Origin of the sequence: Priestia sp. TRN 1309, assembly GCF_050846875.1 — a bacterium.
Classification (GTDB): domain Bacteria; phylum Bacillota; class Bacilli; order Bacillales; family Bacillaceae_H; genus Priestia; species Priestia zanthoxyli.
Window position 1 is genome coordinate 469,797 of the sequence record NZ_JBOZGM010000003.1, and the last position, 19,530, is coordinate 489,326.

18 protein-coding genes and 1 riboswitch are annotated in these 19,530 nt (G+C 38.0%); of the genes, 5 read left to right on the forward strand and 13 right to left on the reverse strand.

From position 1 onward, the window contains the following. The first annotated feature begins 335 nt into the window (after window positions 1–335). Entirely contained in the window at window positions 336–986 is a 651-nt protein-coding gene (gene trhA / locus ACRPLQ_RS14580) for a PAQR family membrane homeostasis protein TrhA (protein WP_165635525.1), read from the forward strand. A gap of 42 nt (window positions 987–1,028) precedes the next feature. Here trhA and ACRPLQ_RS14585 read toward each other — a convergent pair whose 3' ends face one another. From ACRPLQ_RS14585 to treP, 7 genes are all read right to left on the reverse strand, one after another. Beyond that, a complete protein-coding gene (locus tag ACRPLQ_RS14585) occupies window positions 1,029–2,216 on the reverse strand; it encodes an NRAMP family divalent metal transporter (RefSeq protein WP_165635524.1) in 1,188 nt (395 codons plus the stop codon). A gap of 9 nt (window positions 2,217–2,225) precedes the next feature. Further along, on the reverse strand, window positions 2,226–2,981 hold the full coding sequence (locus ACRPLQ_RS14590) for a LamB/YcsF family protein (RefSeq protein ID WP_108674418.1): 756 nt from the start codon (window positions 2,979–2,981) through the stop codon (window positions 2,226–2,228). Between the two features lie 11 nt (window positions 2,982–2,992). Continuing rightward, window positions 2,993–3,991 (reverse strand): biotin-dependent carboxyltransferase family protein, encoded by a 999-nt coding sequence (locus tag ACRPLQ_RS14595; RefSeq protein WP_108674417.1) that lies wholly within the window; start codon window positions 3,989–3,991, stop codon window positions 2,993–2,995. Beyond that, window positions 3,981–4,703, reverse strand: a complete 723-nt coding sequence (gene pxpB / locus ACRPLQ_RS14600) for a 5-oxoprolinase subunit PxpB (protein WP_108674416.1) — start codon at window positions 4,701–4,703, stop codon at window positions 3,981–3,983. The genes ACRPLQ_RS14595 and pxpB overlap by 11 nt, the downstream gene beginning before the upstream one ends. A gap of 355 nt (window positions 4,704–5,058) precedes the next feature. Further along, entirely contained in the window at window positions 5,059–5,775 is a 717-nt protein-coding gene (gene treR, locus ACRPLQ_RS14605; protein ID WP_028412210.1) for a trehalose operon repressor, read from the reverse strand. 87 nt (window positions 5,776–5,862) lie between these two features. Then, window positions 5,863–7,548 carry an alpha,alpha-phosphotrehalase gene (gene treC / locus ACRPLQ_RS14610; RefSeq protein WP_367077525.1) on the reverse strand — a complete coding sequence of 562 codons (1,686 nt, stop codon included), beginning with the start codon at window positions 7,546–7,548 and terminating at the stop codon, window positions 5,863–5,865. A 15-nt stretch (window positions 7,549–7,563) separates the two neighbouring features. Further along, window positions 7,564–9,027: a PTS system trehalose-specific EIIBC component gene (treP, locus tag ACRPLQ_RS14615; RefSeq protein ID WP_034269744.1), complete on the reverse strand. Its 1,464-nt coding sequence runs from the start codon at window positions 9,025–9,027 to the stop codon at window positions 7,564–7,566. Between the two features lie 199 nt (window positions 9,028–9,226). Here treP and ACRPLQ_RS14620 point away from each other — a divergent pair, with 199 nt between their 5' ends. Beyond that, window positions 9,227–9,400: a YvzF family protein gene (locus tag ACRPLQ_RS14620; RefSeq protein WP_080963424.1), complete on the forward strand. Its 174-nt coding sequence runs from the start codon at window positions 9,227–9,229 to the stop codon at window positions 9,398–9,400. A gap of 117 nt (window positions 9,401–9,517) precedes the next feature. After that, entirely contained in the window at window positions 9,518–10,069 is a 552-nt protein-coding gene (locus tag ACRPLQ_RS14625; RefSeq protein WP_033578182.1) for a shikimate kinase, read from the forward strand. A 74-nt stretch (window positions 10,070–10,143) separates the two neighbouring features. On the opposite strand, the gene ACRPLQ_RS14630 is transcribed toward ACRPLQ_RS14625, so the two are convergent. Together ACRPLQ_RS14630 and ACRPLQ_RS14635 are read right to left on the reverse strand one after the other, a co-directional pair. Continuing rightward, window positions 10,144–11,469 (reverse strand): NCS2 family permease, encoded by a 1,326-nt coding sequence (locus ACRPLQ_RS14630; protein ID WP_016763224.1) that lies wholly within the window; start codon window positions 11,467–11,469, stop codon window positions 10,144–10,146. Window positions 11,470–11,960: 491 nt separating this feature from the next. Next, the gene (locus ACRPLQ_RS14635; RefSeq protein ID WP_034269732.1) at window positions 11,961–13,304 is read right to left on the reverse strand and encodes a 5'-deoxyadenosine deaminase; all 1,344 of its coding nucleotides are present in this window, start codon (window positions 13,302–13,304) and stop codon (window positions 11,961–11,963) included. Between the two features lie 513 nt (window positions 13,305–13,817). Between ACRPLQ_RS14635 and ACRPLQ_RS14640 the strand changes: the two genes are divergently transcribed. Continuing rightward, the gene (locus ACRPLQ_RS14640; protein ID WP_367077550.1) at window positions 13,818–14,396 is read left to right on the forward strand and encodes a YkoF family thiamine/hydroxymethylpyrimidine-binding protein; all 579 of its coding nucleotides are present in this window, start codon (window positions 13,818–13,820) and stop codon (window positions 14,394–14,396) included. 53 nt (window positions 14,397–14,449) lie between these two features. Next, window positions 14,450–15,079, forward strand: coding sequence for a hypothetical protein (locus ACRPLQ_RS14645; RefSeq protein WP_154989504.1), 630 nt, complete (start codon window positions 14,450–14,452; stop codon window positions 15,077–15,079). 243 nt (window positions 15,080–15,322) lie between these two features. Further along, window positions 15,323–15,422, reverse strand: a riboswitch (SAM riboswitch). 169 nt (window positions 15,423–15,591) lie between these two features. On the opposite strand, the gene ACRPLQ_RS14650 is transcribed toward ACRPLQ_RS14645, so the two are convergent. The 4 genes from ACRPLQ_RS14650 to ACRPLQ_RS14665 form a co-directional block, all read right to left on the reverse strand. Next, entirely contained in the window at window positions 15,592–16,911 is a 1,320-nt protein-coding gene (locus ACRPLQ_RS14650) for an aspartate aminotransferase family protein (RefSeq protein ID WP_028412199.1), read from the reverse strand. Window positions 16,912–17,271: 360 nt separating this feature from the next. Further along, window positions 17,272–17,859 (reverse strand): histidine phosphatase family protein, encoded by a 588-nt coding sequence (locus ACRPLQ_RS14655; protein ID WP_033578177.1) that lies wholly within the window; start codon window positions 17,857–17,859, stop codon window positions 17,272–17,274. Window positions 17,860–17,871: 12 nt separating this feature from the next. Beyond that, complete coding sequence (locus ACRPLQ_RS14660; protein ID WP_033578176.1) at window positions 17,872–18,678, reverse strand: alpha/beta fold hydrolase; 807 nt, start codon at window positions 18,676–18,678, stop codon at window positions 17,872–17,874. 36 nt (window positions 18,679–18,714) lie between these two features. After that, complete coding sequence (locus ACRPLQ_RS14665; RefSeq protein WP_014461362.1) at window positions 18,715–19,089, reverse strand: DUF1992 domain-containing protein; 375 nt, start codon at window positions 19,087–19,089, stop codon at window positions 18,715–18,717. Between the last annotated feature and the right edge of the window lie 441 nt (window positions 19,090–19,530).

Consider the following 19,530-nt stretch of genomic DNA (forward strand, 5'->3'; position numbering starts at 1 on the left):
AAGCAGTAATCGTAACCTTGACTGTTAAAAGTTTTATTTTATATGTATTTCAAAATCATGCCTTCATGACAACTTTTCTGCCATTTTTTCAAAAAGCATTTTTTTCTTCTATACATGCTTTTTACAGCTAGTGAACATTCACATATATATCTTTACTCTTTTCGGACCTCCAGTCAAAATAGATAAAATTAAAAGAATGGTCTATAATAAAGAAATAACCAATGAACTTTTCACTCATGTTTTTGACCGTTACGGATTTTTTCTCAGCAGGCATGTTCAAAACTAGTCCTCTGAGAAAATAGAAGATAAATTTGTGTAAAGAAAGGATTTTGTAAATGGCTACTACACACACATTTACAAGAGGAGAAGAAATTGCAAATGCGATTACACACGGCGTTGGAGCCGTACTCAGCATTGTGGGATTAACGCTTTTAATCGTACTTTCTTCGTTAGAAGGAACGCCTTGGCATGTTATCAGTTTTACTATTTACGGAGTAACCATGCTGCTTCTCTATGTCTCCTCTACGCTTGTCCATAGCTTTCCGGAAGGTAAGGTAAAAGATCTTTTTGAGATATTTGACCACTCTTCTATTTATTTGTTTATTGCCGGTACGTACACTCCATTTTTATTTATCGCAGTAAAAGGAACCACCGGCTGGACACTTTTTGGAATTGTATGGGGCATCGCTCTTGGAGGAATTGTATTCAAAGCTTTTTTTGTGAAGAAATTCCTTTTTATTTCCACCATTCTTTACGTATTTATGGGATGGATGATTGTGTTTGCGTGGGATTCGTTAACTCAAAACATTGCCCATCAAGGAATTGTCCTTCTTGTAGTTGGAGGCGTGTTGTATACAATCGGAGCCGTTTTTTACGTATGGCGAGGATTTCGTTTTCACCATATGATTTGGCATATGTTTGTTCTTGGCGGAACCGTACTTCACTTTTTAGCAATCATTTTATATGTATTGCCTATAACCAATTAAAAAAGGGCCAGAAGGCCCTTTTTTAATTGGTTATAGAATTTCTTACCACAGTTTTGCCATTTGAGTCACAAGCGTATAGACTCCTAGCACAGCCATAATAACGACCACAAAACTGCCAAAAACGGTAAGCCAAGTCGGATGCTTGTAATCCCCTACTACCTTCTTTTTATACGCCGCTATAAGCATTGTACCGAGTGTAATAGGTAAGATTAACCCATTTAACGCTCCAGCTAAAATGAGCAGCGTGACCGGCTGACCAATCGTTAAGAAAACCAGGGTTGAAATCGTAATAAATGCAATGATAATCCAGTTTTCATATTTCTCAATCTTTTTGCTGAAGGATTTAATAAAGGAAACCGATGTATATGCCGAACCAATAACTGAAGTGATAGCCGCTGCTGCCATGACGACACCGAATAATTTATAGCCAATATCCCCTGCGGCTAACTGAAAAACAGAGGCTGGTGGATTATCGGGATTCAGTTTTAACCCTTGACTCAACACACCTAATGTCGCCAAAAATAGAAAAATTCGAATGATCGAAGCGATCGTAATGCCGGATACTGCTCCTCTTGTTACTTCCGGAATCGCGGCTTTTCCCTTGATTCCTGCATCTAATAAACGGTGACCTCCTGCAAATGTAATATATCCTCCTACCGTTCCTCCTACAAGAGTAACAATCGCCATTACGTCAATGTGATCCGGCCAAAATGTTTTAGATACCGCTTCTCCTACTGGCGGAGCGGAAGAAACCGCAACATACACCATTAAAATAATTAATATTCCGCCCATTAATTGAGCAAAACGATCCATTAATTTTCCGGCTTCTTTGACTAAAAAGATGGCAATAGAAATAATGGCTGTAATGACTGCACCAACTTTAGGAGAAATACCAAATAGCGCATTGAAGCCAAGACCCGCTCCTCCTACATTTCCAATATTAAATGCTAAGCCTCCGATTACAATTAAAATAGCAATAAATAAACCGAGACCTGGGAAAACACTGTTAGCAATATCCTGTGCTCTTTTTTCTGAGACGGCAATAATACGCCATACGTTTAGCTGAACGCCAATGTCTAATAAAATCGACAGTAAAATGACAAAACCAAAACTTGCGGCGAGAGCTTGTGTAAAGACCGTTGTTTGAGTTAAAAAACCTGGACCCACTGCTGAAGTAGCCATTAAAAATGCTGCTCCGAGGAGCACGCTCCAGTTGCGTTCTTTTTTCATGATGTCACCTCATTGTGGTTGAATAATGATTTGTTCTTCTTTTAGCTTGTCACAAATAGCTTTGGCAAATTCAACAGCATGTGCACCGTCTCCATGAATACAGACGGTATCTGCCTGAATCGGAATCTCTTCATTTTGCACAGTGAATACTTTCTTTTCTTTGACCATTTTAATTACTTGAGAAATAGCTGCTTCCTCATCTTGAATCACGGCGTTTTCAACGTTTCTCGGCGTCAGCATGCCGTTCTGTTGATAGGTTCGATCTGCAAATACTTCCTGAGACGTAAGCAAGCCGATTTCGTTTCCAGCTTTAATCGATTCACTTCCAGCAAGACCATATAGAATAGCTTCCTCACTAACATTATAAACAGCTTCAGCAATAGCTTTAGCTATATCTCGATCCCCTGCAGCCATATTATATAAAGCGCCATGAGGTTTCACATGATGAAGGGCCCCTCCTTCTGCACGTATAAAAGCTGAAAGAGCCCCCATTTGATACACCATCAAATCATAAGCTTCTCGAGGCGTAATTTTCATATATCTACGTCCAAATCCAGCTAAATCTTGCAATCCGGGGTGCGCGCCGATCGCCACATTTTCACTCAAAGCCAGCTTTACTGTTTCTCTCATAACAGAAGGATCTCCGGCATGAAAGCCACAGGCAATGTTTGCTGACGTTACATAGCGTAAAATTTCTTTATCATTTCCTAAGCTATAGTTCCCAAAGCTCTCCCCTAAGTCACAGTTCAAATCAACGGTAGCCATTTTCTTCCCCCTTATATTTTCATTCGAAGTGCTCTTTTAATATGATTGATTTTCTTTTCCTGCTCCATATATAAATGCTGCGCTTCATCCAGTGAAACGAATTGAAAAGAAACCTTTTGCCCTGGAGAAACTTGTGCCAGCGCCGAAAAATCGGCAGTTGCTACCTGCCCGATTCTAGGGTATCCTCCTGTCGTTTGATGATCTGCTAATAAAACAATGGGCTGTCCTTCTTTTGGTACTTGAATTGTACCAAACGTCACAGCGCTAGAAAGCAGTTCCTTTTCCTGCTGAAGGACTAGTTTCTTCCCTTTTAGCCTATAGCCCATTCGGTCAGATTGCGGCGTAACGTCAAATTCTTGATTAAAGAAATGTTGTTGACTTTCTTTCGTAAACCAATCAAATTCCGCACCTTTCATTGTGCGGATAATAGGCGTCTCGTATGAAGGAAGAAGTTTAGGATGAATGGTCCAAAAAGCCTGCTGAAAAGAGCGGTCCGTTTGCTTTTTCACCAGTTTCTTTATAATTGCTTCCCCTATTTCTGTAGGAGGATGGCTTAATACTTCGTCTCCTGACTGTAATGCTTTACCGTGTAGCCCTCCTATCCGAGCGCGAAGCGAAGTAGATGTACTTCCCATAACTGCAGGAACGTTAAAGGCACCGGAAACCGATAAATAAGAACGGCAACCTAAAGTCGGAACACCAAACTGCAGCACGCTCCCTTTTTTCACATATAAAGGCCGCCACATCTTTACGGCTTCATCATTAACAGTTGGCGATAAATTCCCTCCTGTCAGGGCAATTAAAGCATCTTGCTGAAATTCAATTTTTGGTCCCATTAACGTAATTTCAATAACCGGCTGATTTTCTTGATTTCCTACTAATAAGTTGGCAATCCTTAAAGCAACTTTGTCCATTGCCCCGCTGACAATCATGCCGTCCTTTTGATATCCATGTCTGCCGATATCTTGAATCGTTGTTAATAAACCAGGACGCATCACTTTAATACTCATCTTCATCCACCTCCTTTTGTGCTTCATATTCCGTTTCAGAAATGGAAACAAATCGGATACGATCACCTGCTTGAAGTAAGCTTGGCGAGCCTTTTTCTGGGTTAAATAGTGTAAGAGGAGTACGCCCGATTAACTGCCATCCTCCAGGTGTTTCAATTGGGTACACGCCGGTTTGCATTCCTGCGATGCCAACTGACCCTTTTGGGATGCTGTTTCTCGGTGATTCTTTCCTTGGAGTCGCAATTTTTTCACTCATCCCTCCTAAATAAGGAAAACCAGGAGCAAAGCCTATCATATACACCAAATATTCTCCGTTTGTATGAATGGAGATAACTTCATCAGGCGTTAATGAATGAAAAGCAGCTACTCTCTCTAAGTCCGGGCCGTACTTTCCTCCGTAACACACCGGAATGTCAATTTGTCTAGCGACCGCTTCAGATTTTTCTTCCTGGTGGAAAAGCAGTTCTTCAATATATGTAGATATTGCTGTGTAAGGATTTCTTCTTCCTTTTTCACTCATTATCCAAGGATCATAATAGATTGTAACCGTCGTAAAAGCCGGCACATATTCAATCATTCCCTTACATAATGATTGCTCTAGCACTTCAGTAAATTGCTGAATACGTTTATGTATACCGAAATTAATTTCGTCTCCAAATGAAACGACAATGCCGCTATCACCAAGAGGATAAAGTCGATAATCGTTACTCATTCCGTCTCCTCCTTTTTACTTAGTATTGTTTGAGCAGCTCCCTTTAATGCTGTAGTTAGACAGTTTTATTAGAATTACTAATGAAGTTATCATTTTCAAATAACATTTTCTTATATATCTAATAAAAAAAAGATCAATAAATCTGTATACCGTATGAATAACATTATACAAATATAAAATAATCTTATGTTCTACTAAAACAAACTCTAAATAAAAATTCAACCTTTTTAGAATTTTATCGTCAAAAGGATCACGTTTTTTCAGTTTTCCCCATAAGAAAACTGCTTTGTTTTTTATACCAAAGCAGTTTTTTGTAAACATCTACAAAAAGGAAAAACTCATGGGCAGTGAACCATTATATACCTCTGCGAGCAAAATCCACAAAACGAAACTTATCAAGACGATGACGTGATTCCGTATACTGAAAAAGGCTTGCATCTTCTAGATACACATAGTTTCTTACTACCACAATATGTTCATAATCTTTCAAATCTAAGTAACATTTATCTTCGTCCGTCAGCTCGTCAACGGAAATTTCTTTTTTAGCAAAGCTGATTTTCAGCCCAAGATCTTTTTCTAAGTATTCATAAATAGAGCCTTTGCATATGTCTTTTGTGAGGTGAGGAACATATTTTTTATGAAAAAAATCTTTATCTAAAATAATTTTTTCTCCATCGATTTCACGTGCTCGAACTACTTTCCATATGAGATCTTTTTTCGTTGCGCCAAGCTGTGTGCACAAATCTTGATCAGCCTTGATTAATTCAAACTCTTTTACAATAGTAGTCGACGTATGTCCTAGCTTTTCCGCGACTTCTTTGAAGCTAACAAGTCCTGATACTGGAAAATCAAAGCGTGATACGTCTAATACAAAAGAACCTTTTCCTTTCATTTTTTGAATGTACCCATTTTGCGAGAGTAAATTTAACGCTTTCCGTATCGTTTCACGAGACGTTTGATACTGTTCAACAAGCTCATTTTCAGAAGGAAGTTTTGTATTAGGACGCCAGTCACCGCGTTTAATTTTATCGACTAACTGTTCGTAAATGCTGATAAATTTATTTTCTTTCAATTGCCATCACCTATTTTACTTTCTATATATACCCAATTGTATAAAAAGAACGATAGATTGTCACCCATCGTTCTTTTCACTTTTTCTCTATTTTTTTAAATGATACACGATTGATTCATACGGCCGAAGTAAGACTCGCTTGAATTCCTTTGGTGAATCTTCGTAGTTAGACAGCAATATTTCACTATGATATCCTTCAAAAGTTAGATTTTCTGGCAGTTCAAAGGCTGTTTCGCTGCCGTAGAAATTGTTTATCACGAGCAGCTTTTCATCTGCTCCATTTCGGATATAAGCGAAAATCTGCTCGTCTTCTCCAAGAATCAATTCATAGTTTCCATAGGTGATAATCTCGTACTGCTTGCGCAGTGCAATAAGCTTTTGATAAAAATAAAAGATTGAATCTTTATCCTCTAACGCTTTTTCTACATTAATTTTACGGTAGTTATCGGCCGGATGAATCCATGGCTTTCCTTTTGTAAAACCTGCATTCGGCTTATCGTTCCATTGCACCGGTGTACGGGAATTATCTCTTGATTTATGTTTTAAAATTTCCAAAATTTCATTTTCGTCCATTCCTTGTGCACGTTTTATTTCATACACATTTAATGACTCCACATCTCTATATTCATCAATAGAGGAAAACTTCGGGTTTGTCATACCTATTTCTTCGCCTTGATAGATATAAGGCGTTCCCTGCATCAAATGAATCGTTGTAGCGAGCATTTTAGCAGATTTATTATGATAGAGTTCGTCGTCTCCATAGCGTGAAACAACGCGAGGCTGATCATGGTTGCACCAAAATAATGCATTCCATCCCCCACCTTTATTCATTTCCGTTTGCCAAGTTGATAGAATCTCTTTTAATTTAATAAAATCAAAATCTGCTAGGGCCCACTTTTCTCCATTCGGGTAATCGACTTTCAAATGATGAAAATTAAACGTCATACTAAGCTCGCGTCGGTCCGGATGAGAGTACTGAATACAGTGGTCAACGGTTGTGGACGACATTTCTCCAACGGTCATACTATCATATTTTGAAAAAACTTCTTGATTCATTTCCCGCATATATTCGTGCACGCGAGGACCGTCGGTGTAGAATTTCCGGCCATCTCCTGGTGCAACGGAACCGTCATCATCTAAAAAACGCTGATCTTTTGAAATTAAATTAATAACGTCCAGACGAAATCCATCTACTCCTTTTTCAAACCAAAACGTCATCATATCATACACGCTGCGGCGCACACGCTCGTTTTCCCAGTTCAAATCCGCTTGCGTAACATCAAACAAATGCAGATACGATTGTTCTGTGAGGTTATCATGCTCCCACGCGGATCCCCCAAATTTTGAAACCCAATTCGTCGGAGCACTTCCATCTTCTTTTTGATCTTTCCAAATATAAAAATCTCGGTACGGGTTATCTTTCGATTTTTTAGCTTCTTGAAACCATTCATGTTCAGTTGATGTATGATTAACGACAATATCCATGATGACTTTAAGACCCCGCTTATGCGCTTCTGTTACTAAACGATCAAAATCCTCCATTGTTCCGTATTCTTCTTGAATAACAAAATAATCACTTATATCATATCCATTATCCCGCTGCGGTGATTTATAAATTGGCGTTAGCCACAGAACATCTACCCCGAGCTTTTTCAAATAATCTAGCTTTTCAATAATGCCAGCTATATCACCCACGCCGTTTCCAGTCGTATCATAAAAACTTTTTGGATAAATTTGATAAACAACCGATTTTTTCCACCAAGGTTCTTGCATCTTTAACACCACCATTTAATTCTTAGAATTATGTTGAAATGAGTCTGTACCCGCGACCGTTGATGTAACGGTTGATTTTTTCTGAAGCTTTCCGAGCGTTAACGTTAAAAGAAACGGCACAACGATTACGATGACCATTCCAATAATAAAAGGCGGCCAGCTCTGTGGAACAATTGATAACGGAGCTGGTATACCCCCAATTCCTACCGACGCTGCTTTCACTCCGGCTACAGATATGACAACACCGGCAATAGCTGAACCAATCACTGCAGAAATAAAAGCAAATCTAAAACGCAAATTCACACCAAACATTGCAGGTTCCGTAATGCCAAGCCACGCTGAAACCCCTGATGTTAAAGATAATCCTTTTAATTTCTCATCATCTTTTGAAAGAACCATTATCGCGAAAGCCGCAGAGCCCTGTGCAATATTCGATAATGCTACCATTGGCCATAAGAACGTACTCCCTACGCTTCCAATCAGCTGTAAATCTACGGCCAAAAATGTATGGTGCATCCCTGTAATAACAAGAGGAGCGTATAAACCTCCATATACAAGCCCTCCAATAAATGGAGCCGTTTTAAACAGCCATACAACTGCATCTGTAATAACATTTCCTATTGCAAATGTAATTGGACCAATTACAATAAAAGCGAGAAACCCTGTTACTAAAAGAGCTACAGGTGCTACAATCAAAAGTTGAAATCCATCCGGTATGCGTTTTCGTAAGAATAATTCGATTTTTGCCAAGACGAATGAAGCGACTAATACGGGTAAAACCTGTCCTTGATAGCCTACTTTCTCAACATGCAGGCCAAATAAATTCCACGTATCGATACTTCCTTTTTTTAATGCTTCTCCGTAAGACCAAGCATTTAGCAAGTCAGGATGTACAAGCATGAGCCCAAGGACAATTCCAAATAAAGGACTTCCTCCAAAACGCGTAACAGCTGACCACCCAATAAGAGCTGGCAAAAAGGCAAAAGCCGTATTCGCAATTAAATTAATCATGCTTGCGAAGTCTTTCCACTGTGTATGAACATCTACGATTGATTTATCATCGTAAAAAATTCCGGCTCCTGTTAGTACATTATTGATTCCCATCAATAAACCCGCGGTTACGATGGCCGGTAAAATAGGAATAAAAATGTCAGCTAATGTTTTTATTGCGCGCTGCAGCGGATTTAAGTTTTTAGCCGCTTCGTTTTTCACTTCTTCTTTTGATAGCTCGCCTATACCTGTAAGCGCCACCATTTCTTTATATACTTTATCCACCGTGCCTTGACCAATGACAACTTGAAACTGGCCGTTTGTAGAAAAAGATCCTTTTACTAATTCGTGCTCATCTAGCATACGTTGATTGACTTTACCTTCATCTTTTAAAACAAGTCGAAGGCGCGTTACACAGTGCGTTGCAGCAGAGATATTTTCTTTTCCGCCAACGGCTTCTACAATGCGTTCAACAGATTCTCGATTCATGTCTTTTCCCCCTTGTTTCCGCTTTCATTTCACTCCTGTATCTCCTATCCCCCATATAAATCTCACCACAAACCTGTATATACAAGTTTTATGTTTTTATTCTAACCTGTATATACAAGTTCGTCAACAAAAATAAAATTACTTCTTTTTCATTTCATGATATAGTCAAAAAGCAAAGTGTATGGAAGGAGACATTACAATGCTGCAAGTAAGATTAATGGGAACACAAGAAGAAATTAATGAAGTAATCAAACAATTTGAACAGAACTACCATATAGAACATCAGTCAAAAGAATATACGCGAAGCGCTAATCCAAAATATGAGCACAAAAAAGATACTCGGGTGTATCTTTCTATGCATCCTAAAAAATAATTTCTGCTTTATTTCAGAGAAGAATAGTAGCTTTTACAAACTAAAGGATTTATATTATAATTTCAGTATTTACTATAACATCCGATTTGTATTTAAAAATCAGAAAGAGGCTTAAAAATGGCATATAACGACATATCTCTTAGAGAGAAAAGTATTGTGTTTATCGGCTTTATGGGGGTAGGAAAAACAACTATTGGAGAAATGGTTGCCAAAAAATTGTATAGAGATTTTGTTGATATAGATCAAGAAATCGAAAAAGAATTTAATATGCCTACTTCTCAGATTTTTAAAGAGCACGGTGAAACTTTCTTCAGACAAAAAGAAAAAGAAGTAATAAGTCGACTTTCACAGCAGCGCTTAAAAATCATTTCTTTAGGGGGAGGCGCTTTTTTACAAGAAGAAATTCAAGAGATTTGTTTATCTAACTGCATCGTATTCTTTTTAGATTTGTCTTGGGATTCTTGGAAAGAACGCATTAGTTTGATCATTGATAGCCGTCCTGTTTTACAAGGAAGAAGCTTAGAAGATATTGAAAAGCTATTTTACGACCGTCAAGCTATCTACTCAAACCACCATTCAAAAGTTGAAACTGATAATTTGGATATCGAAGAAGTAGCTAACTATATCGTTGATTCATTAAAAACAGCTTGGGATATTTATCAACCTTAATGAAATAAAGGTTTGTTCCCTTAACAAGCCTTTACAAAAAAAGGCGTAGCTTAATGCTACGTCTTTTTTCATCCCTAATGGGAACTCATATAAAAATTGATAAAAAAGGCAATGGTGATTACATACATCATCCAATGAATTTCGCGATGGCGTCCTGTAAACAGTTTAATCGCTGTGTATGAAATGAAGCCGAATGCTAACCCTTCTGCAATGCTGTAGGTTAACGGCATCATGACAATTGTTAAGAAAGCGGGAACAACTTCAGTGAAATCGTCGAAGTTAACGTTTCGAATGTCACTTAGCATAAGCGAACCAATAATAATGAGTGCTGGAGCAGTAGCAACGCTTGGGATAAATTGAATAAGCGGTGCAAAAAACAAGGTAAATATAAATAAGATGGCAACCGTTAATGCCTTTAAGCCGGTACGCCCTCCTTCTGCAATACCTGTTGCATTTTCAATATACGTATTTAGCGCAGTGCTTCCAAAAATAGCACTCGCCATTGTACCAATTGAATCTGCTGCAAGCGCGCGATTTAAACCTGGAATTTTACCGTTTTTATCTACTAAGTTTGCTTTTTTAGATAGTCCAATCAATGTCGCTAGCGTATCAAATAATTCTACGATGGTGAAAGAAAATACAACTGAAAAAATGCCGTAGGCAACTGCACCCTTTAAATCCATTTGAAAGAATGTTTCTCCAACGCTTGGCGGCGTAGCTGAAAAGACGTCTTTCAGAGAATGGGGAACTGCTTGTACTCCTACAATCATTGCTAATATTGTCGTAGCAAAAATACTTATAATAAGAGCACCTTTTACATTTTTAGCCATCAGTACAGCTGCTAATATCAGCCCAAAAATAGCAAGTAACGGGCCTTTATCCATGACATTTCCAAGCCCTACAAAAGTAGACTCGTTTGCCACAACTAATCCAGCGTTTTTCAAACCGATAAACGCAACAAAAAGACCAATTCCAACTGCTATTGAAGACTTTAATACGTTCGGAATGGCATCAATAATCTTTCCGCGTATTCCTGTTACCGTTAAAACAAAAAATAAGACCCCGGATATAAAAACTGCTCCAAGTGCCGTTTGCCATGACAATCCTTGTCCTAATACTACTGAATACGTAAAAAACGCATTTAAACCCATCCCTGGACCGGTTACAATCGGGAAGTTTGCCCATAGAGCCATCAGTAACGTACTAAATACAATGGCATAAATGGTAGCTGCAAGAGCCGCTTCTCGAGGGATACCCGCGTCAGACATGATAATGGGATTGACGATTACCATATAACTGACCGTCATAAAAGTTGTAAGTCCTGCTAGTATTTCTTGTTTTGGTGTTGTGTTGCGCTCTGATAGTTTAAACAAGCGCTCTAATATTCCGTTACGCTCCAACACGCGCGCCTCCCTACTTCTAAAAAAAAATAAAAAATCCTACCTATTCAAATGTCCTAAAAAGGACACGATTTAGGAGGATTTTACGTTTCAAAGTAAAATCTTTTGTCCTATTATAGTCTTAATTTGTAGATATGCAAAGGTGGAAAACGCTATCATTATAAAAATTTTTATCTTCCGTTAGTTTGGAATTTTGAAAATTTATTTCTCTTATCTTTTTAGTCTGTTGCAAGAGTACTCTTTTTACTCATTTATACAAAAAAGAGATTGAGACATAACTAAATAAATCCATTCTAAAGACAAATAAATGGAATAACCGCAGAAGTCTACGCCTTGTCCTCCAATCAACAGCTAGAAGCAACTAAACAGATGAAACCTACGTTCACCTTGACAACAAAAAACTCGAATTATTAATCAATAACTCCGATTAATAATTCGAGTTTTACTTTTGTTAAAATACTTTTATCCCGGCCTCTTCTTCGTTTTACATCTTACGAAATTAAAAGTGGAATTCTTTTTAAAAGACGATCTATCGAATGATTTGCCTCTTTCAGCACAATTCCCTGGTCAATGGTTTTTAGCACGCGATTCTCCATCACAATTTCACCGTCAACCATTGTTAGTTCTACATCTCCTCGCGTTGCTGAATACACAACTCTGGAAATAGGGTCTACGCCGTAAGATGGAAAAGTATGAAGCTGATTTAAATTTAAAATGGCAAGATCTGCTTTTTTCCCAACCTCTAAACTTCCAATTTCTTTTTCAAGCCCAACTGCTTTCGCTCCGCCGATTGTAGCCATTTCGAGCACGTGTTTTGCATTCATGGCTGTTGGTCCGTAAGAGGGTTTATGAATCGTAGCGGCCAGCCTCATTTCGTTGAACATATCCAAATTATTATTACAAGGAGCACCATCAGCGCCAAGGCTTAAAAATACACCTTGCTCTAATAAACTGGGCACATCTGCGATTCCCGATGCAAGTTTTAAGTTTGAGCCTGGGCAATGACTGACTTTTACTCCTTGATTCTTAATAATTTGCTTTTCTTGATCGTTTAGCCACACACAGTGCGCTAAAATAAGGCGCTCATTGGCTAATCCTAAATGGTCTAAGTACATGATATTTCTCATACCCGTTTCAGCTTCTACAATGCGAATTTCTTCTTGATTCTCAGAAGCATGAGTATGGACATGAACATTATAGGCAGCTGATAAATGGCTCACTTCACGCAGCAAATCTTCCGTACACGACAGCACAAATCTTGGGGAGAATGCGTATCGAATACGACCGTTATTTGAATTATGCCATTTTTCAAGCAGCTCTACGCTTTCTTTAATCGAGTCAGCCGTTGTCTCCTGCAGAGCTTTTGGCAGATCGTCGCCTTTTTTATCCATCATTACTTTTCCTGCAAGAGCTCGGATTCCACTCTTAGATATAGCTTGAAAAGCAGAGTCCGTATGATGAACAGTTTCCATATCGACAATTGTTGTAGTCCCGCTTTGAATGAGTTCACCGATCCCTAACAGTGCTGAATAATAGATAGATTCTTCATCATGCGAAGCTTCAAGCGGCCATATTTTCTTCTTTAGCCAGTCTAGCAGCTCTAAATCATCTGCTTGCCCTCTAAAAAGCGTTTGACATAAATGAATATGAGTATGTATAAAGCCCGGCACAATCGTTTTATTTGCTGCGTCAATGACTTTATCTACCTTTTCCGGATGCAGATTTTTCCCGATGGCTGCAATACGATTTCCAACAATATAAAGGTCACCGTAAATAATATCATTCTTCTCATTCATCGTAATAATCTCTGCATTTTTAATTAATGTGTGCGTCATACCTTCTTTCCCCTCTTTCGTAACATCTATCTATTTCTAGCTCAAACCGAACACTAACATCTTCAAGCAATCTTTCTTACACTGGTCTTAAATATATATGGTGCATGCTCTGAGTTGAATAAGTGCAGGTAACCTCATGGGCGATAGAGACTTTGGGTAAAAAAAATTCCTAGCTGATTATACAGCTAGGAGGTTGGATTTATGATAAAATCCCAAGTCCCTTTTTCAAGAGGTTATACGAAATCGCAGGAGAATAATGTGATCTTGTATTTATAATATGGTGTTTTCAGTCTATATACCAGCTTTTTGTCAGAAGTTCTAACATTGTTTTTTTATTCTTTTTCACTATGTGACTTTTCTTGACACCCTTAATTTTCATGTTATGCAATTTATTCTCGTTTCTTCTATGTAATATTTACTAAAAATAAAGAATCTATCTTCTGTTTCTATACAAAACAGAAAAGTTATTTTATGATTTGTATGATTAAAAAACTACAAATCTATATTTTAGGGGTGATTAACTTGGAAAAAATAAATGTTGGCTGTCGTTTTACGCTTTCCGTTATGAGCGATAACTTCATCGATATTATTTTAAGCGCACTAAACGAAGTGGATATGTCTAAAGTTCAGCGAAAAACGGACCGTGTTAGTACGTTTATTGAAGGAACTGCCAAAGACGTATTTGAAGTTGTACAGGCCATTTATAAAAGTGCTGGAAAATCAGAAAAGCATATTGTGCTGAATGCCACGTTTTCAACAGGGCGTCACGAAGAATATTTCGAAGAAAGAAAAATAAACTCAAAAGAAAACATGCCTTTAAACCAACAGCTTTGTGCTTCGTTCCCTGTATCCACTCAATTTTCTTTGTATCCATTAGATACGCCGCATTATGTAGACATCATCAAAAGCGGAATTGGCGCAGTTAAACAACAGGGAGTATTTGCCGAAACCGTGCCTTTTGCAACAGCTTTAGAAGGAGATGTGGACAAAATATTCGCTTCTCTATACGAATGCTTTATGAAATCTGTACAGCAAGCTCGTGTCGTGATGACAGTTAATATGTCAGCACACAGCCCTTCTTCAAAACGATAAATTACTTCTTATCTATTTATAAAGATAGAGTACTAGAAAGGATTTATATGAATATGGCTACAAAAAGAACGTTTTTTTCTTTTTCCCTGATAGGTGCATTATTATGTCTATTAGTCGTACCAAACTCTGTTCAGGCTAGTGAAAAACCTGCTCATTTAACGGTTGCTTCTTACACGCAGTTCTTGAAAGGGCAAGGTGATAAAAGTTCACTGTATGAATTTTCAAAACTGTCGCGTCAACAAAAACAAAAAGTTGTACAATCACTAAGGGATCCATCTCTGTTCAAAATGGATATTGAAGAGAGCAGCGGCACGGTCGAAGCTGCAAGTACAGCAGCATACGGAGCAAAAACGGCTTCACCTTTATTCAAAACAGCAGCTTATACGGCTTCTTATAAAGCGGCTGGATTTACAACAACAAAACTAACGGTGTATGTAGATTATTACACAAAAAGCTCCTCAGTAACTTCAGTCAAAAGTGTACGAGGTGTGGTCACAAAAAACGTAAACCCCCTTGTGTCTATTTCAAAAAAGAGCTCAAAATCTTGGGTACAAAATAATCGAGCCTACGGGCGAATTGACTGGCAGTGGAAAGTTGCAGCTAAAAATGCTGGAATCAAAAGACAAACCGCTTATGGTACGGCTTCCGGCGCTTCTGGCGGATCTACAGCTACAGTCAATTGATAATGAGGAATAAACGATGAAAAAAACGATGTGGTGGATTATTGGTATTACGGCCGGGGTGCTTTTACTAGGAATTCTGGTAGGTTATTTATCATTTTACAGCATATAAAAACAGCAGGTAATTTCACCTGCTGTTTTTTATCTAAATGTTATATTCTTGTCATAAAATTAAAACCTCCACTTACAGTGTCTAAGTGCCTGTAAGAAGAGGTTGGGATCACAATTGTTAGTAAGCCTGGTCTCTTCTCATCTTTCAAGCACTGCTTGTGGGAGTTGGCACGGTTCTATAAAGTCCGTTGCCGAGGTTTCACAGGGCCTATCCCTCCGCCTCTCTTGATAAGAAGTTTGTCGAATTTTGTTGATAATTGTTGATAAGATAAATATTATGTTACATGCTGCACAAACAGATGTCAACTACTTTTCAGAAAATTGTTTTCCCTCTAAAACTATGATATCGCTACCATTACTATGACAACTAGGTTACAAATATATAAATTTTTTATATTTTTTTATTACGCTTTTACAGCTGACTTTTTCTCAAAAGAAGTAATAGCCTCATCTAGCATACGAATGCCGTCATCTATCTGTTCTTTTGTCACAGTAAGCGGAGGTACCATGCGAATAACTTCACTTGCATTTCCGCAAAAATAAAATAACACGCCTTTTTCTAAAGCTAAGTCCAAAATCTCGAATAAAGCGTCTCCATCTCCTTCTCCCGTATGCGGATTAACAATTTCAATTCCAATCATAAGTCCTAAACCACGGATATCTCCAATAACTGAATGTTTTTCCTTTAAAAGATGCAGCTTTTCTAACGCATAAGCGCCCATTTTTTTCGTGTTATCCAGCAGCTGTTCTTCTTTCATCACTTCAAGAGTTGCAAGAGCTGCTGAACATCCGATAGGATTCCCTCCAAATGTTGTACTATGTGTGCCAAGAGGCCACTGCTTCATTAATTCTTGAGAAGCGACCGTTGCGCTAAGCGGAATTCCAGAAGCAATTCCTTTTGCTATAGCCATAATATCTGGTACAACATCAAACGTTTGGCCAGCAAACCATTCACCGGTACGGCCAAACCCTGTTTGCACTTCATCGAAAATAAGTAATATTCCGTGACGATCACAAATCTCTCTTAACTTCTTCATCCAACTTTTCGGAGGGATAATATAGCCGCCTTCGCCTAATACTGGTTCCAAAATAACGGCCGCCACTTCTTCAGGCGTGACTTGGTGCTTAAACAGTATTTCAAAATCTTTTTCAAGCTTTTCAGTAAAGTATACATCGCTGTCTAGCTCCGCAGGGCACTCTTTTGGATTGGCATATGGAATTTGATATGTCAGTCCTGAAGGCTGCTGAAATTGTCTATATTTGCTTTTCGATGTTGTAACACTTAAAGCTCCCATCGAGCGGCCATGAAAACACCCTAAAAAAGAAATAACATACGGACGCTTTGTAACATGCCTCGCTAATTTCAAGGCTCCTTCAATTGCTTCGGTGCCACTATTTCCAAAGAAAAAGCAGTCTAAATTGCCCGGCGTTACTTTTCCTAACTCATCGGCTAACTTTAATATCGATTCGTACATAATGACACCTGAGGGACCGTGCAATAATTGATCTGCTCCGTCTTTGATTGCTTTTACTACTTTCGGATGTCTGTGTCCTACATTTGTCGTAGCGATTCCGGAAGTAAAATCGAGATATTCTTTACCATCCAATCCATAATAATAGCATCCTTCTTCTTTCACAACGGGCAAATTCGGATGATCTTTAGCCATTGTGGGTGCTAGCAATTCAGGCATTCTTTCAAATAAGTGACTCCAATCTTTAGACATACTACATCCTCCTTGAAATTATACAAATCAATTAATCTTATTCCGAAATATAGTTACTTATTAAACAATATTAGGAAATCCAGTTATACTAAACGCTTTAATAGAATAGTAATAAAACTTATTTTACTATGCATTTTTATTAAAATCAATTGTATAAATATTTATATATATAATTAATATGCGGAGTCTCATCCCTTCCGCTTTTCCCATAGGAGTCTTCGCCTTTCCCTCCAATCAACAGTCAGAAGTACTTACATATATGAAACCTGCGTTCACCATAACCATAAAAAAATCCGAACGATTAATCGTTCGGATCCTCCCTCAACTAAAATACTACTGTCACAGCCTCTTTAAGTATATTTATTCAAGATGTTTGGCATCATTGATTGTTTCAAGACGCCATTTTCCACTTTCATAAGCAAAAGTTGTAATCGATGTATTTTGTAAAATAGTAGTTCCTGTTCCTTGTTCTCCGCTTGTTACATGATGAATGAATGTATTAATTGCCGCCCCGTGACTAACAACTGCTACTTTCTTTCCAATAGACTCCTTCATGATTTCCGTTAAACGCCGAACCATCCGTTCTTGAGCGGCTTCGAGTGTTTCAATATTATATAAAGGTTCTTCTCCCCAATTTGTCGCATAGTTTGGCACAAGATCATGCAGAACTTCTACGTTCTTTGATTCTAATTCTCCAAAAGAGCGCTCGCGCAGCTGCTCACAAACCTCGACTTTCTCTACTTTAGCGACTGCGGCAATTTTCCCAGCCGTCTCCTGCGCACGAAGCAAATCGCTTGTGTAGACTACATCAATATGGATATCTTTAAAACGTTCCGCTACGCGTTTGGCTTGTTGCTTTCCTGTTTCGTTGAGCGGAATATCAGCATGCCCTTGAATAAGTTTGTTTTTATTCCAATCTGTTTGGCCGTGTCTAATTAAGTAAAGCATCGTAATCCCCCTTTAATCTCGTTTTAAAAATTGATAAACAGCTTTATCAACCTCTGAGCTTTCATGTAAATCCGAATGTGCTTCATGAAACGTTTGGAGATGAATGTGTTCGGTAAACTCTTGCAGTCCGTATGCACTTTCTACTGTTACCACTCCATCTGTCTTATCTCCCACATCTCCTGCTCCTGAAAAAACGTCGATCTCTTTTGAGAAATCTTGACGACTTTCGTATAGCTTGTTTAACGCTATAGAGTGAAAAGCTAAATCACGAGCCCCCATAGATTCAATATGATTGCGTGCATGAGGATACATCTCCATTAATTCCTGATAATCTAATCCTTGAATCGGCGATCCTAACGTAACTAACTTTTGAATATATTGAGGGTTAGCCAAACTAACTGCTGCTGCTGTTACTCCTCCCATACTATGTCCAACTAAATCAACAGAAGATGCTTTATATGTATCACGTACATCTTGCATAATAGCTTCAATCCATTTTTGCTGCTGTGCAATACTGGCATCTGGCTTTTTAAAGACGATATGAATAAGCGGGAGTTTTCCCTCTTTTGCTTTCATAATGTGCTTCCACTGAATAGCTCCATCTTTTTGAACGACGCAGTAAGCTACTTTAGTTCCCCATCCGTTTTGTTCAAATCGTTTAATCATTTTCCCTAAGCTTTTTTGACTGCCTAAATAGCCATGAATAAATAAAACCGGCACATTTTTCGATTGGGCGCCTCGTTTTATTTGTGGGGCAAAAATATAAAAACAAAGCGAAATAAATAATATGATACTAATCAATAAAATTAACAGCCGCAAGTTCTCACCCTCCGATCGTCTCGTCTATTACACTCATTAATAAAAAAATTTGGAGTAAATTTTATTCTGATACGTCCTGTAAGCTGCAGAACTTGTCATCTTTTTCTTGTCAACGAGCTGCTCAAAGCGCAAACGCTTTTCCGTAAGCATCTCTGTTAGCCTTTGTTCTTCATTAGCATCCGTGCATATAGAAATCAATTCTTCTATTGTAGCCATATCTCGTTTTAGCTCTTGTTCATCACTTATCATATTTGCATTTTTTAACATCCTATACGCTTGGCGCAGTTCTTCAGGTATATGTGATAAATCTTCTAACTTTAATGGTTTTCCTTCCCCAGGCAGCTTATCAAAGTCACCGTCTTTTATTGCTTGTCTAATTCTTTCTTCAGCAATTATATACGCAATATCCAAGGAAAGACCTCCTTTAAGAAAATATAAAATTCAATCTTACCTTCTATATAAAAGATGTATAAAAAACACAGCTTTTATAACCGTATTTTTTATTATACTATGATTATAAAAATTGAACTACCTTCACTTCTTGGAGAGACTATCCTCCCTTTGTGAAATCGTTTCTAGAGCTTCACTCCTTTCACTATCAAACTTTCTTGAGCAGTTTGTTAACGAGCTGAAAGTCAATAAACGATTCTGCATGAGGTTTTGTTATCTTATCTTACTATATTTATACAAAAAAGCCTCCTTACGCATGTAAGGAGGTGGAAAAAGGTAATTCTAAGGTCATCATGTTATGCCTACTTTCTATAAAACCACATTTTGATAGCGTTTTCAATGTTTTTTTATTACTTTACTAATTTTCTTTTCGTTTAATGAGACTCCGTACATATAACGAAG